The 15307-nt window shown below is 63.7% G+C and carries 12 protein-coding genes and 1 CRISPR repeat array (1 of these 13 running past the window's edge); of the genes, 9 read left to right on the forward strand and 3 right to left on the reverse strand.

The features are described from left to right. The first annotated feature begins 39 nt into the window (after positions 1-39). The 4 genes from J7I12_RS06115 to J7I12_RS06130 all read left to right on the forward strand — a co-directional run bounded on the left by J7I12_RS06115 (position 40) and on the right by J7I12_RS06130 (position 4809). Entirely contained in the window at positions 40-1368 is a 1329-nt protein-coding gene (locus J7I12_RS06115; RefSeq protein WP_118230833.1) for a homoserine dehydrogenase, read from the forward strand. A 60-nt stretch (positions 1369-1428) separates the two neighbouring features. Beyond that, entirely contained in the window at positions 1429-1806 is a 378-nt protein-coding gene (locus J7I12_RS06120) for a secondary thiamine-phosphate synthase enzyme YjbQ (RefSeq protein WP_498794157.1), read from the forward strand. A 6-nt stretch (positions 1807-1812) separates the two neighbouring features. Next, positions 1813-3501, forward strand: a complete 1689-nt coding sequence (locus J7I12_RS06125; protein ID WP_118230831.1) for a cation:proton antiporter — start codon at positions 1813-1815, stop codon at positions 3499-3501. Positions 3502-3603: 102 nt separating this feature from the next. After that, positions 3604-4809, forward strand: coding sequence for a DNA polymerase IV (locus tag J7I12_RS06130; protein WP_302148688.1), 1206 nt, complete (start codon positions 3604-3606; stop codon positions 4807-4809). Positions 4810-5763: 954 nt separating this feature from the next. Here the strand turns inward: J7I12_RS06130 and J7I12_RS06135 are convergent. Next, positions 5764-6537, reverse strand: a complete 774-nt coding sequence (locus tag J7I12_RS06135; RefSeq protein ID WP_118230844.1) for a TlyA family RNA methyltransferase — start codon at positions 6535-6537, stop codon at positions 5764-5766. Positions 6538-6718: 181 nt separating this feature from the next. On the opposite strand from J7I12_RS06135, the gene rpmE reads away from it, so the two are divergent. The 3 genes from rpmE (at position 6719) to prfA (ending at position 9094) form a co-directional block, all read left to right on the forward strand. Next, positions 6719-6931, forward strand: coding sequence for a 50S ribosomal protein L31 (gene rpmE / locus J7I12_RS06140; RefSeq protein WP_118230843.1), 213 nt, complete (start codon positions 6719-6721; stop codon positions 6929-6931). A 157-nt stretch (positions 6932-7088) separates the two neighbouring features. Further along, a complete protein-coding gene (locus tag J7I12_RS06145; RefSeq protein ID WP_118230845.1) occupies positions 7089-8003 on the forward strand; it encodes a DUF1385 domain-containing protein in 915 nt (304 codons plus the stop codon). Positions 8004-8023: 20 nt separating this feature from the next. Then, the gene (prfA, locus tag J7I12_RS06150; protein WP_118230842.1) at positions 8024-9094 is read left to right on the forward strand and encodes a peptide chain release factor 1; all 1071 of its coding nucleotides are present in this window, start codon (positions 8024-8026) and stop codon (positions 9092-9094) included. Between the two features lie 181 nt (positions 9095-9275). On the opposite strand, the gene J7I12_RS06155 is transcribed toward prfA, so the two are convergent. Continuing rightward, positions 9276-10331, reverse strand: a complete 1056-nt coding sequence (locus J7I12_RS06155) for a sulfite exporter TauE/SafE family protein (protein WP_118230841.1) — start codon at positions 10329-10331, stop codon at positions 9276-9278. Between the two features lie 171 nt (positions 10332-10502). Beyond that, positions 10503-10925 (reverse strand): hypothetical protein, encoded by a 423-nt coding sequence (locus tag J7I12_RS06160; RefSeq protein ID WP_302413340.1) that lies wholly within the window; start codon positions 10923-10925, stop codon positions 10503-10505. A gap of 250 nt (positions 10926-11175) precedes the next feature. On the opposite strand from J7I12_RS06160, the gene J7I12_RS06165 reads away from it, so the two are divergent. Both J7I12_RS06165 and J7I12_RS06170 read left to right on the forward strand, forming a co-directional pair. Then, on the forward strand, positions 11176-12630 hold the full coding sequence (locus tag J7I12_RS06165; protein ID WP_118230839.1) for a sensor histidine kinase: 1455 nt from the start codon (positions 11176-11178) through the stop codon (positions 12628-12630). Next, positions 12627-14168, forward strand: coding sequence for a sigma-54-dependent transcriptional regulator (locus J7I12_RS06170; RefSeq protein WP_302548828.1), 1542 nt, complete (start codon positions 12627-12629; stop codon positions 14166-14168). The genes J7I12_RS06165 and J7I12_RS06170 overlap by 4 nt, the downstream gene beginning before the upstream one ends. 33 nt (positions 14169-14201) lie before the next feature. Continuing rightward, positions 14202-15307: direct repeats of the CRISPR family, unit length 31 nt; unit sequence GTTTCAATCCACGCCCCCGTGAAGGGGCGAC; it runs 10789 nt beyond the window's last position.

Raw genomic sequence — 15307 nt, forward strand, 5'->3', positions numbered from 1 at the left:
CCTTTGGGCCGGACGTCCGGCGGCGGCAACGGAGCAACTATGACCAAGAACAGTGACAAACCCCTGGTGGCGGCACTGGCCGGCTACGGCACCGTGGGCGGCGGCCTGGTACGGCTGCTGCAGGAAAATGCGGAGATCATCCGCCACCGCACGGGGCGCGACATCATCCTCAAAAAAGTGCTGGTACGCGACGCCGCCAAGGCGCGCAGCGTGCCCCTGCCGCCGGACGCCGTCCTTACCACCGACCCGCGCGAACTCACGGACGACCCGGAAATCGACGTGCTGGTGGAGCTTATGGGCGGCATCGACCACGCCCGCGCCCTTATTGACCGCGCCTTGGACCAAGGTAAGCACATCGTCACGGCCAACAAAGCCCTGCTGGCCGAAGAAGGCCTGGCCCTTTTTCAGAAAGCCGACCGCAAAAAGCGCGTGCTGCGCTATGAGGCCAGCGTGGCAGGGGCCATCCCCATTGTAGAGACGCTCAAGGAAAGCCTGGCAGGCAACCGGGTGCTTTCGCTCATGGGCATTCTCAACGGCACCAGCAACTACATCCTCTCGGCCATGACCTCCGACGGGGTGGATTTTGACCTGGCCCTCAAGCAGGCCCAGGAACTGGGCTATGCCGAGGCCGACCCGACCCTGGACATCGACGGGCACGACGCGGCCCACAAGCTCATTCTGCTCATCCGTCTGGCCTTCGGTGCGCACTATCCGTATACAGCCCTCTCTGTGCGTGGCATCCGGGGGCTTTCCAGCATGGACATCCGCCTGGCGCGGGAATTCGGCTACCGCATCAAGCTCATCGGCCAGGCGCGCGAAGCCCTCCGTCCGGAGGGCGAGGAAGGCCCGGTGCGTCTGGAGGCCGGGGTCTTTCCCGCCCTGGTCTATCACAAGTATCTGCTGGCCAGGGTGGGCGGCGTGTACAACGCCATCCGTGTAGAAGGCAACGCCTCCGGCCCCCTCTTCTTCCATGGGCGCGGCGCGGGCGACCTGCCCACGGCCGGGGCCGTGCTGGCCGACCTCATGGCCGTGGCCAGAGAAGAACGCCCCAACAACACGGGCTTTGCCGGCAAGGAACTGCCCAAGGCCGCCATTGTGCCGCCGGAAGAATGGCGATCCTGCTACTATGTGCGCGTTATGGTAGAGGATACGCCCGGCGTGCTGCGCGATCTTTCGGGCTGCATGGCCGCCGAGGGCATCAGCCTGGCCCAGGTCATCCAGAAGTCTGACGAAGGCCACGGCGTGCCCCTGGTCTTCATGACTCATGAAACCACGGCCAAGGCCATGAGCGACGCCCTGCAGCGCACCATGGACGCCGGACTGCTGCGCGAGCCCGCCGTGTACTTCCGCGTGCTGGGCGGCGCGTAGCCACGCCCCCCGGAGACCGCCGTGTTCACCCTGGAATGCGCCACCCACAGCCGCTGCGAAATGCGCGACATCACCGCCGAGGTCCGTTCTTTTGTGCGGCGCATGGCCGTAGAGCGCGGCTGGCGCTACGGCGCGCTGACCCTCTTTTGCCCGCACACCACCTGCGGCCTGACCCTCAATGAAGGGGCGGACCCGGACGTGCGCCGCGACATGCTGGCCTTTTTCAGCCGCCTGGCGCCCGAAGCGGGAGACTACCGCCACGCCGAAGGCAACAGCGACGCCCACATCAAAACCACGCTGCACGGATCTTCACTGCTTTTGCTGGTGGAGGAAGGCGAACTCTGCCTGGGCACATGGCAGGCCGTTTATCTGTGCGAAGGCGACGGCCCGCGCCGCCGCAACCTCTGGCTGCAATGGTTGCCGGGGGCACGGGAGTAACCGCGCATGCCTCACGAAACAGTCCTTATCCTCACGCTGGCCGGCGGCCTGAGCGCCGCCCTGGTTCTGGGTATTATCACCCAGAAACTGCGCCTTTCCCCCCTGGTAGGCTATCTGCTGGCGGGTGTGCTGGTGGGGCCGTACTCGCCGGGCTTTGTGGCCGACGCGGCCACGGCTGCCCAGTTTGCCGAACTCGGCATAATCCTGCTCATGTTCGGCGTGGGCCTGCACTTTCACCTGCAGGATCTGCTGGCCGTAGGGGCCATTGCCGTGAGCGGCGCGATTATCCAGATCTCCGCCGCCACCCTTGCCAGCATGATCATTCTGCACTTTTTCGGCTTTTCCCTGCTGGCGGGCGCGGTGTTCGGCATGGCCATTTCTGTAGCCAGCACTGTGGTGCTTACCCGCGTCCTGGCCGACAACCACGTCCTGCACACCCACACCGGCCATGTGGCCCTGGGCTGGCTGGTGGTGGAGGACATCTTCACCATTCTTCTGCTGGTGCTGCTGCCCGCCGTGTTTGCCCCCGGCGGAGAGTTCTGGAGCGCCCTGGGGCTCACCCTGCTCAAACTGGGCGCCCTTACCCTGTTTACCCTGGTGGTGGGGCAAAAGCTCATCCCGCTTTTTCTGGGCTATGTGGCCCGCACAGGCACGCGCGACCTCTTTACCCTGACGGTCATTGCCCTGGCCCTGGGCATTGCCGTGGCCGCCGCCCACTTTTTTGACGCCAGCATGGCCCTGGGGGCGTTTCTTGCCGGTATGGTGGTGGGACAATCCGAATTCAGCGCCCGCGCCGCCGCCGAGGCTTTGCCCCTGCGCGACGCCTTTGCCGTGCTTTTCTTTGTTTCCGTGGGCATGCTTTTCAATCCGGCGGCTTTGCTGACGGACTGGCCCCTGATGCTGGCCACGCTTTTCATCATTTTGGTGGTCAAACCCCTTGGGGCCTTCATCACCACCAAGCTCTTCCGCAAGCCCCTGCGACTGTGTCTGGCCGTTTCGGCCTCACTTTCGCAGATCGGGGAATTTTCCTTCATCCTTGCCGGGCTGGGCATCAGCCTGGGGCTCTTTGATGAACGGGTCAACAACGCCATTATCCCGGCGGCCATGATCTCCATTACCCTCAACCCCATTATCTACCGCCGCCTGGAAGCCCTGGCCCGCTGGCTGGAATGCCGCCAACCGGGAAAAATCGCCCACAATGAACCCTGCCCAACCCTGCAGCACGAAGACGACGCCTCCCCCGTGGTGGTAGTGGGCTACGGCCCCGTGGGCCGCAGCTGCTGCCGCATCCTGCGGGACAGCGGCGTCCCGGTCATGGTTGTTGAGATGAATATCGACACCGTCCTCCACCTGCGCGACAAGGGACGGCCCGTAGTGCACGGTGATGCCCAGCAGGCTCAGGTGCTGCGCGAAGCCGGCCTGGAAAAGGCCGAAGCCCTGCTGCTCACCTCCACCAGCATACCAGCCAGGGAAGTGACCTCCATTGCCCGTGCCGTCAACCCGGACATACGCATTCTGGCCCATACGGCCTATGTGGGCGAAACCAGCGCACTAAAGGAGCTGGGCGTTACTGCCGTGTTCAGCGGCGAACGCGAGGTGGCCCTGGCCATGTCTGAATTTTTGCTGCGCTCTCAGGGCGCGCCCGAAGTCTATGTCCAGTCGGAACTGGAGCGCGTGCGGGAAAAACTGGCCTGAGGCGGCGCCAACGCGCATCAGCCCCTCCCCCGAACCATTTCCGCAGACCCCGACGCGCACCGTCCGGCGTCTGCCCTTGCCTCCTGCCGCACGGACCAGCCTATGATTCTGCATCTGGACATGGACGCCTTTTTCGCTTCCGTGGAGCAAAGGGACAATCCAGAGCTGCGCGGCCGCCCCGTCATTGTGGGCGGCGGCCAACGGGGCGTGGTTTCCACCTGCTCCTATGAGGCGCGGGCCTTTGGCGTGCGCTCCGCCATGCCCATGGGCACGGCCCGACGGCTCTGCCCCCAGGCTGTGGTCTTGCGTGGCCGACACAGCCGCTACGCCGAAGTTTCCCACACCGTCATGGCGGCCCTGGGCGAATTTTCCCCCCTGGTGGAACAGGCCAGCGTGGACGAGGCCTATATGGACGCCACCGGCCTGGAACGCCTGTTCGGCCCCCTGGAAGAACTCATCGCCCGCATGAAGGCCCGCGTCACCGCCGTCACCGGCGGGCTCACCTGCTCTGTGGGCGCGGCCCCGGTCAAATTCCTGGCCAAAATCTGCTCGGACATCAACAAACCCAACGGCGTCTGCATCCTCCACCCCGAAGAGGTGGACGCCTTTCTGGAAAACCTGCCCGTGGAAAAGCTCCCTGGCGTGGGCCAGCGCGGCGTGCAGCACCTGCACGGCCTGGGCATCCGCAGCGTGGGTCAGCTGCGCCGCTTCGGCCCGGATTTTCTGGAACGCCGCTTCGGCCAGTGGGGCCGCGTGCTGGGCGAACGCGCCCAGGGCCGCGACCCACGTCCTGTGGAACCCGTACGCGCGGCCAAAAGCGAAAGCGCGGAATGCACCTTTGCCCAAGATACCCGCGACCGCGAGCAACTGCGCCGCGCCCTGCTGGCCCACGCCGAGCGCGTGGGGGCCTCCCTGCGCCGCCACCATTGCAAGGGCCGCACCATTACCCTGAAGGTCAAATTCGCGGATTTTCGCCAGCTCACCCGCTCCCGCACGCTGCCTGAACCCGTCAACGCCACGGAAACCATCTTCACCGTGGGCGCGGCCCTGCTCCAGGCCCTGCCCTTGCCCCAACCCGTGCGCCTGGTGGGCCTGGGCGTCTCCGGCTTCGACCAGTCCCCCGCCGCACAGCTGGCCCTGCCCGGACTGACCGCCCCCACGCCCGGCGGCGTGGACCCCGCCCTGGAAGCCCGCCGCGAACGCCTGGACGCCGCCCTGGACCGCCTGCGCCATAAATTCGGCACCCAGGCCGTCCAACGCGGCCGCCTGTTCCACCCCCGCGCGCTCACGGATGAAGAGGAGAGGTAATTTTTTGTGGGGGGAAGGGAACTTTTGTGAACAAAAGTTCCCTTCCCCCCACACCCCCCATCCTTCAAAAAACTTTTTCTTCCCACAGAACCGCGTGGGGCATACCCAGACCGAGGAAACGGATTGGCCGCTTCTGTCTTCGCGGTCGGCGTCCCTGCGGGGCTTCTTCAAAACCGCGCTTCTGTAGAGTCCCGCCCCCAAAGACAGCCCTCCTGCACAGGCCGCCGCAAAAGAAAAATTTTTTGTGGAGAAAGGGAGAAAACCGCCCTGAACATCCTGACCTGCCGCCACATGCCACTGCCTTTCTCAGGATGTTGCGTAGAGCATACCTGCCGCCACATGCCCAATGCCTTTCTCAGGACGTTGAGCGCGGCATAAAGGGGGGTGGTCGCGCAGCGGCACACCCCAGCCGCGCCGAACATGGTCACGCGGACGCCCAACCAACAGAGGGCAAAAAATGACGGCAAACGCGATGAAGACCTGGAGGATACAAAAGCTGCGAGGCACGGGACAACGTAACGGATGTTGGCTGTAGGGCCTGCGGTTGTTGCGCCCGGCATAAGGGGCGCGGTCGCGCAAGCGGCGCGTCCCAGCCGCGCCGAACATGGTGGGGCTGCCCTGAAAAGCGGGGGGTTATGGGGGGTGTGGGGGGCCTAAGGGGGGGCGCAGCCCCGCCCTTGGCCCCCTGCCCTCGCCGGAGGCGGCCCAAACGCCAGACAAAAACCAAGCCGCCGCGCCCGCAGGGCAACCAGCCCCCGGTCAAGGCAGCCTTTTACTCAATGCCTTTCGCGCAGCGCCCCCCCCGCCTTCCAGCGGAACTCCCAGCCGCGCAGCGGCCCCCTCGCCGGAGGCGGCCCAAATAGCGTGCAAAGGAAAAACCCGCCGCGCCCGCAGGGCAACAAAAAACCAAAATAAAAGCAGGCTTCCCTTCTGCGGTTACCGCATTGAAATGCCCTATCTCGCTCCTTCAGCCCGCTCCAGCAAAGCCATGAATTCCTGATTCCCCTTGGGCCCCTTAACTGCGGCAGGCAACACCCCCCGACAGTCCAACCCCAGCTGCGCCCCGGCAAAGGTCAGGATCTTGTCCACAGCCCGCTGTCGGGCCTCAGGGTCACGTACCACGCCTTTGACCGTTTCGCCCGGCCCCAGCTCAAACTGCGGCTTGATGAGCACGGCGGCCTTCCCGCCGGGCTTAAGCCAGGTCATGCAGGATGGCAGCACCAGAGTGAGAGAAATAAAAGAAACGTCCGCCACCACCAGATCCACGGTTTCGGGGATAAGGTCTGACGGCGCGTGCCGCAGATTTACCCCCTCCAGACTGACCACCCGTGGATCGGCGCGCAGTTTTTCATGCAGCTGATTTTTGCCCACATCCACGGCGTAAACCCGCGCGGCCCCGCGCTGGAGCAGACAATCCGTAAATCCGCCCGTGGAGGCACCAGCGTCAAGGCAGACCAGACCGACCACATCCAGGTGAAAATGCTCCAGGATGGTCAGAAGTTTGTAGGCCCCCCGGCTCACATAGCGCTCCGGCTCCAGAAGGGTAAAGGCCGTGTCCGCAGGATAGGGGTGGCCGGGCTTGGGCACCAGTGTGGGCGGCGCACCCGGCGGCGTGCCGGCCAGGGCAATGCGTCCCGCCATGATCAGACGGCGGGCCTGCTCCCGGCTTTCAGCCAGGCCCTGTTCAAAAGCCAGTTGGTCAGCGCGTTGGCGCAAGGTCTTGGACATGGCGGCTGTATAGCGCCTTCGGGCACGGCTGGCAATGCGCGGCACATTCCCCTTGCCAATCCGCGCGCGAGAGGCTATATATTTTCCCCTTGTGCGACACCATTGCCGCTCGGGGCAACAACGCGCGGGCGTCCGGCAGGCTGTGCGCCGGATTATGCCGCGTTTACAAGGAAAAAGAGTCATGAAAGAAAACATCCATCCCAAAGTGTACAACGCCACCATCACCTGCGCCTGCGGGCATGAAGAAAAAGTGCTCTCCACCAAGGGCGAGCAGGTGCATGTGGAAGTTTGCTCCCACTGCCATCCCTTTTTCACCGGCAAGCAGCGCTTTTTGGATACTGCGGGCCGTATTGACCGCTTCCGCAAAAAGTACGCCAAATTTGAACAAAAGTAAGCGCATGCGTGAGCTTGCGCCCCATTGTGAAGGGCAGGCCTGCCCTTCCGGGGCAGGCGAACGCGGCGGCTTTGCCCGGCGTTGGCGGTTGTGGCCTTTGGCTGCGGCAGCCTTGCAGCTGGCCTCAGGTTGCCCCGTGGTGGGCGGTCAGGCGGTTATGGAGGGCGTGATGATGCGCAACGGCGCGGTGTACGGCTTGGCCGTGCGCCGGGCCGACGGCGGCATCTGCGCCCGACGTTACCCCTGGTACAGCCTGACCCGCACGTCCTGGCTGCAAAAGCCTTTTTTGCGCGGCTTCCCCGTGCTGCTGGAAACCCTGGTCAACGGGGTCAAAGCTCTCAACCGTTCGGTAGAGGTGGCGGCTCAGGGCGAAGGGGAAGAACTTTCGGGCTGGCAGCTCACCTTGACGCTGGCAGCGGCTCTGCTCATGGCCGTGGGCCTGTTTGTGCTGGCGCCGCACCTGCTCTCCCTGCTCATGCTCTGGCTGGGTTTGGGCGGGGATGTGGAAGGGCTCTCCTTCCACATCTGGGACGGCTTTTTCAAGTGCTGCATTTTCATGGCTTATATCCGGGCCATTGCCTGCGTGCCGGACATCCGTCGGGTGTTCCAGTACCACGGGGCCGAGCACAAGACCATCCACGCCTTTGAGGCGGGGGGGGAAGTGGACGCCACAACGGCGGCGGGCATGAGCCGGCTGCATCCGCGTTGCGGCACTACCTTTCTTTTGTTTGTGATCTGCCTTTCCATAGTGCTGCACGCCGTGCTGGTGCCCCTGCTGCTGCACGTTTACACGCCGCAGAGCGAGGTGGCCAAACACGCCCTGACGGTTGCTTTTAAACTGCTGCTTATGGTTCCCATCAGCGCGTTGGCCTATGAGCTTATCCGCTATGCGGCCCGGCTGCGTCAGGGCTTCTGGGCGACGTTTTTGCGCGCCCCGGGCCTGGCCCTGCAGCGCCTGACCACGGACGAGCCCGACGCCGCGCAGCTGGAAGTGGCTGTGGTAGCCCTGCGCGAGGCCCTGGACCCGGAGGAGGCGCAGCGCGTGCGCGCCGTGCCCTACGCTGCGGACTGAGAATTTTTACCGGAGATCCCATGTTTGCCAAGCTGGAAGGTCTGGAAAAGAAGTATCTGGAATTGGAACACAGCCTGGCGCAGCCCGAGGTGTTCAACGATCAGGAGCACTACCGCAAACTGGCCAAAGCTCACGCGGATTTGCGCCCTGTGGTGGATTTGTTCCGCCAGTACCGCTCCCTTTCGCAGGAACTGGAGGAAAACAAGCAGCTGCTCCACGACGACGATGCGGACATCCACCAGCTTGCCCTGGAAGAAGTTCACCGTCTGGAAGCAGCCCTGCCGAACATCGAGCACAAACTCAAGGTGCAGCTGCTGCCTACCGACCCCCTGGACGAAAAGAACACCATCCTTGAAATCCGCGCCGGAACCGGCGGAGAGGAAGCCGCCCTGTTTGCGGCGGACCTTTTCCGCATGTATTCCCGCTATGCTGAGCTCAAAGGCTGGAAGGCGGAGATTATGAGTGAATCCCCTTCCGAATCCGGGGGATATAAAGAAATTATCTGCCTTATCACCGGCGACCGGGTATACAGCCGCCTCAAGTTTGAGGCCGGAGCCCACCGGGTGCAGCGCGTGCCCGCCACTGAGGCGCAGGGCCGCATCCACACCTCGGCGGCCACCGTGGCCGTCATGCCCGAAGCCGAAGAGGTGGACGTGGAAATCAAGCCCGACGACCTGCGCATAGATATTTACCGGGCGTCGGGCGCGGGCGGCCAGCATGTGAACAAGACGGAATCGGCCGTACGCATCACCCATATCCCCACGGGCACGGTGGTCACTTGCCAGGACGAACGCTCCCAGCACAAAAACAAGGCCCGCGCCATGAAGGTGCTGGCCTCGCGCATCCTGGCCGCCGAGCGCGCCCGCCAGAGCTCGGAGCTTTCCGCCGACCGCAAGGCGCAGGTGGGCAGCGGCGACCGCTCTGAGCGCATCCGCACCTACAACTTTCCGCAGGGGCGCTGCACAGACCACCGCATCAACCTGACCCTTTATTCTCTGGACCGCATCATGGAAGGCGAGCTGGACCCCTTGGTAGAGGCCCTGGTCACGGCGGCCCAGGCGGACGCCCTCAAGGCACAGGCTTCGGAATAGCCGCAGAGGCGTTACGGCTGACGGACCGCGCACGCCCTTGCAGGCGGGCGCACCGGAAAGCAAACGAAACGGCACCCGCACGACGGACAGGAGCGGCAGTTCGTTGCGACACAGTATTGGCAGACAGCAAAAGGCGCGGGGTTTTGCCCCGCGCCTTTTTGCACTGTTGGGCGGATTCCGGTCAGGCGGTCTGGCAGGCCGTGCGGCTTCGGCGCGCGCCGCGCCACATACCGCCCAAAATCATGCCCGCGCCCACCAGCAGCCCGGCGCACATGACCACAAAACTGATCGCCTTGAGCGCGCCCAGCAGTTCGGGGCTCAGATTCATCAGGCCCAGATCCTGCAGATAACCGGGTAAGGCAATGATCCGGCTCACGGCCACAATAAGCATAATGGCGGCCATGACAAATTTGACCATGATGGGCCGCACATAGGTGGTGCCGATGGCCCCCAGCTGTACGCCCAGGAGGGAACCGCCCAGAATGATGAAGACCAGGCGGATGTCGATCATGCCGTGCAGGGCCCAGTTGACGGAGCCGCACAGTCCCATGACAAAAGCGGTAACCAGCTCCGTGCCTGAAGCCACCAGCCCAGGCACGCCCAGCACATAAATGAGGCCCGGCACGCCGATAAACCCGCCCACGGCAATGGTGGCGGCCAGCATACCCGTAGCGATGCCCACCGGCAGGGTAAACCACAGAGAAATGCGCAACCCAGAACGAGGAAAGGTAATCATGGGCGGCAGCTCAATGCGCTGCAGACGCGCGGCCAGGGGCGGCGTACCCTCAGGCGCGGCGGAATGGGAGGCCCGCAGCGCGTCCTTGAGAATATAACCGCCCACAATAACCAGCACAGCCACAAAAGAAAGGCTTACATACAGGTTGGAACCGGCCTGGCCCCAGCGCTCCAGAATGATGTTCTGGATGCGGATGCCGAATTGCACGCCCACCCCGGCAGAGGCGGCCACCACCAGACCGAGCTTGATGTCCACCTGCCCAAAGCGAAAGCGCCGGATGGCCCCAACCAGGGCTTTGGGAAACTTGTGGCACATGTTGCTGGCCACAGCCACGGTGCCGGGCACGCCCAGGCCCATCATGCCCGGAGTGAGAATAAAGGCCCCGCCGGAACCGATAAAGCCGCTGACCAGCCCCCCCACAAAGCCCACGCCCAACAAAAAGGCGATGGACACCGGAGTCAGGGTAATAAACAGGTCGGGGTTGAGCGTGAACACGTCCATACGCTTTTCCTTTTAGAACAGATTACCTTTGAAATATGTATTCGCAACGTTTACGGCACGCTCGCTCCAGCGCTTGAGCGCAGAAATAAATAGCGCTTGCGCCTCCACGGCGGGCGTTTGCTTACGCAACCGCCAGGGCATGTTAACGTTAAAATGCCCTAGCCAAAGCCGTTAACTGTGTGCGGCGGCCACATCCAGCCGCACAGGACGGCGAGACGCAGTGCCCCGCCGGTTCGTCGCCTCGGCGGCCTGGGGTGCGGCGGCCTCCTGCTTGCACACGCCGGTAATGCCGCACAGTTCCCACAGGGCGGCGGCAAAGCTGCCGTGCACATATGAAAGCACCAGCACGGACACAATGGGCAGCACGCTCCACCAGCCACCCCGCGCGCACAAAGACGCAAAGGCCGTGGCATGGCTGAAGGCCAGCACATAAATGAGCACACTGCCGCAGCCAAAGAGCAGCAACCGCGCAAGGGGCGTGCTCGCATGCTTTCCGTCAACGCTCCAGACGTCTTCCACCCAGCCGGGCTGGCCCGCATCGGCATACGCCACGGCCGTGAAACAATCTTCCATGTGTTCTTGCAAGCTGTTCATGGCTACCTCCTGCTTTTCCCTTTTCAACTTTTGTGCCATAAATCCCAATCACACATCTTCATTATTTTATTACTTATTTTTTTCAGCTGTTACATTCTGGAGGCCATATCGTTGCATTGTGAAACAAATTTTTTCGGCCAAAACTCCACAGGCGGTCGCAAACCCCGCACGCAGGCCCTTGCAGCTACTGTTTCATTCCGCTACGCTGTTTCAAAGTTAAACAGATACCAGCCCAGCGTCCGGAGGCCGCATGTCCCTGCTTTCACTTCGCCAGACCCTGCGCGGCAAAATCATCATGGGTATGGGGCTTTTTTTGGCCCTGCTGCTGCTGTTGGGCGGCATTGCCAGGTATGACCTGGGCCGCATAGAACGGGCCGCCAGGCTTATCGATATGGTGGACGACCTGCGCAATGATGTGCTGGAAATGCGGCGCTATGAAAAAAATCTCCAGATTTTTCCCGGCCGCGAAGGCGATTTGGCGGCTTTGCGCCATTTTGTGGACAATGCCCGCGCCAGAGCCGCCGCTATCCTGGAAGCGCACACCACCGCCCTGGGGCACCGCCCCGGCGACGGCACGCACCACAACCTGGGCCAGCTTCTGGAAGGGATGGAAAAATACGCCCGTCTGCTCACCCACCCGGATGAAAACCTGTCGGCTCTGAGCAGCCTGGGCACCGGCCTGAGCAATCTGGCAGACGCCGTGGTGCGCCAGATGCGCCAGGGCATTTTCAAAACCGTACGGGATCTGCGCCTTCAGTTGCTGGCCGCAGTGGTCACCCTGCTGGCCTTGGGCGTGGTCTTTGCCTGGCAGCTGGTCCGCCGCGTGCTGCTGGCCCTGGGGGCTATAGAAAGCGCCGCGCTGGAGGTGGGCGCGGGCCGCCCCTTGCCCCGGCCGCCTGCGCAACTGGAAAAAGAAGCCCGCCATGTGCTCCACACTCTGGAGCAAATGACCGCTGAGCTGGAAAACCGCCATGCCCTGCTGCTGCAGGAAAAAAAACTGGCTTCTCTGGGCGTGCTCACCGCTGGGGTGGCCCACCAGCTCAACAATCCGCTCAACAATATTTATGTGGGCTGCGGCCTGCTGCGCGAAGATCTGGAGGACGGCAGGCAGGGCCGCCGCCCCCCGCCTGCGCCCGACGACGTCCTGGCCCAGCTGGACGCCATCAGCGCGGAGACCCTGCGTGCCCGCGACATTGTACGCGGTCTGCTCGATTTCGCCCGTAACACGCCTTTTACGGCTACCTTCCAACCCCTGGCCCAGGCGGCGGCCCAGGCCCTTGCCCTGGTGCGTCACGACCTGGGGCCCGGCGTACAGGTAAGCGTCCACATCCCCCAAGACCTTGTCCTGCCCCTGGACGGCCGACATATGCAAGAGGCCCTCATCAACCTGCTGCTCAATGCTGCCCAGGCCATGCACGGCCAAGGGCACATCCGCATCACAGCCGTCGCCGACACTGACGCCGACCAGGCCGTACTGCGCGTGGAAGACTCCGGCCCCGGCATCCCGCCGCAGTACCTGAACCGTATTTTTGACCCCTTCTTCACCCTTAAGCCCGTGGGCGAGGGCACGGGCCTGGGGCTTTCTATCGCTTTCGGCATCGTGCGCCGCCACCACGGACGCATCGACGCAACCAACCTCCCCGAAGGCGGCGCGTGCTTCACCCTGCGGCTGCCTCTCACACCCCACAAGGACGGTACGGCATGACCACCCTTCCCCCGGCCAGAATTCTGGTGGTGGACGATGAACGCCTGGCGCGCGCCAACCTGGCGCGGGTGCTGGAACGTGAAGGCCACTTGCTGCGCCAGGCGGCCAGCGGCGAAGAGGCCCTCGCCCTGCTGCGCGACGAACCCGCCGACCTGGTCATCACAGATCTGGCCATGCCCGGTATGGACGGCATGGCCCTGCTGCGCGCCGTGCGCGCTGAGCACCCGCAGACAGAAATCATTATGGTCACGGGCTATCCCATGATCGAAAGCGCCGTGGAGGCCATGCGCCAGGGGGCCTTTCACTACCTGGCCAAACCCTATTCCCTGGACGAAGCCCGCCTGCTGGTGCGCCGCGCCCTGGAAAAATGCCGCCTGCGCCAACAGGTGGAACAGATGCGCGCGCAACTGGAAGCCGAAGGCCACATGCCCCCCATGGTGGGCAATTCTCCGGCCATGCGCGGCCTGCGTCAGGCCCTGCAACGCCTGGCCCCCACGGATGTGGCCGTGCTGCTGCAGGGCGAAACAGGCACCGGCAAAGAACTGGCCGCGCGCACCATGCACGCTCAAAGCCAGCGGGCCCGACGACGCTTCCTGGCCGTTAACTGCGGGGCGCTGGCCCCGGAACTGCTGGAAAGCGAACTCTTCGGCCACGAGCAAGGGGCTTTTTCCGGCGCGCTGCGCCGCAAGGAAGGCCTCTTTGAAGCCGCGGACGGCGGCACGCTCTTTTTGGACGAAATCGGCGAAATGCCCGTCCCCATGCAGGTCAAACTGCTGCGCGTTTTGCAGGAGCAATCCCTGCGCCGGGTGGGCGGCACTGCGGATATCCCTGTGGACGTACGCATCATCGCGGCCACCAACCGCAATCTCAAGGACGAAGTGGCCGCCGGGCGCTTTCGACGCGACCTCTACTACCGCGTGGCCGTGGTCACGCAGGAGGTGCCGCCCCTGCGCAGCCGCCCCGAAGACATCCCCCTTCTGGCCCGCTACTTCCTTGAAAAACTCGCCGCCGGCAAAAACGCCCCTCTCGAACTGGACGATGCAGCCCTGCAGGCCCTCTGCGCCTATCCTTTTCCCGGCAATGTGCGTGAACTGGGCAATATTTTGGAGCGTGCCGCCGTGTTTTGCCCCCAGGGCGGCCGCATAAGCCCAGCCAGCCTGCCTGCGGAAGTGCGCGGCGGCGCACCAGACCCGCAACCCGCGGATACACCGTCCATGCCGGACGCTTCGCCAGCCACGCCAACCACGCCCACAAGTCTGCCGCCCCTTTCCCCGACGACGACGCCATTCGCGTCGGCCACGCCCCCGGCCACGTCAATCCCCTTCCCGACAACGTCCCAAACGTTATCTTCCGCCGCCATCGTCGGCTCCAACCAGCCTGCGGGCACAGACACCTTGCCAACCTTGGCCGAACTGGAACAAAAATACATCCTCCAGACTCTGGAACGCGCCCAGGGCAACCGCACTTTGGCCGCCGACCTGCTCGGCATCAGCCGCTCATCCCTCTGGCGCAAACTGCGCCAGTACGGCGTGGAGTAAAACGAGAGAAGCCCCCTGGCGAGTCCGCCGCGAGATTCAATCCACTCCCCCGTGAAGGGGCGACACCAAGGACGACGTATCCGAATTTCTTGACGCCGTGTTTCAATCCACGCCCCCGTGAAGGGGCGACGGCTTTGGCGTCATCGGCTTCCGCGCCAGCCTAAGTTTCAATCCACGCCCCCGTGAAGGGGCGACGCGCCTTTCCATTTCACGGATAAGCGATGCTTCAGTTTCAATCCACGCCCCCGTGAAGGGGCGACTGTGGCCACTTGGGCCACTTTGGCCGATGGCACAGTTTCAATCCACGCCCCCGTGAAGGGGCGACCTGCGCGGTCTGCGCGATATTATGCACCGCGTCGAGTTTCAATCCACGCCCCCGTGAAGGGGCGACACACGCTGTGCGCCTTGCACCATATCTCGCTGTGGTTTCAATCCACGCCCCCGTGAAGGGGCGACCCCCGGCGCTCATGGACATAGGGCCGATGTTTATCTGTTTCAATCCACGCCCCCGTGAAGGGGCGACCGCGGTAGCTTCGTGCAGTTTTGTGTAGTCTGCCGTTTCAATCCACGCCCCCGTGAAGGGGCGACTTTTTGCCAGGCCATGCGCTTGATGGTGCGATCAAGTTTCAATCCACGCCCCCGTGAAGGGGCGACCTTCCCCACACGCACAGCTTCTCGCGCAGATTGGTTTCAATCCACGCCCCCGTGAAGGGGCGACAACCACGGGTTTCGCTCTTGTGCGTCATGTTGACGTTTCAATCCACGCCCCCGTGAAGGGGCGACCGCATAACACAGACGGGAGAGATACACTACTATGGGTTTCAATCCACGCCCCCGTGAAGGGGCGACAAAAGGTGCTGGGCTACGCCATCACGGGTTTGTGTTTCAATCCACGCCCCCGTGAAGGGGCGACTCGGCAGAGGACTGTCCTGTCGGCATCGCCAAGCGTTTCAATCCACGCCCCCGTGAAGGGGCGACTCTTGCCGACGCGGAGCGGACATGGCACTGCGCAGTTTCAATCCACGCCCCCGTGAAGGGGCGACTCGGCAGAGGACTGTCCTGTCGGCATCGCCAAGCGTTTCAATCCACGCCCCCGTGAAGGGGCGACTGCCTGCCACACAGATCATGTTTGGCTATAC

The organism is Desulfovibrio diazotrophicus (assembly GCF_902498985.2).
GTDB classification, from domain to species: Bacteria; Desulfobacterota; Desulfovibrionia; order Desulfovibrionales; family Desulfovibrionaceae; genus Desulfovibrio; species Desulfovibrio legallii.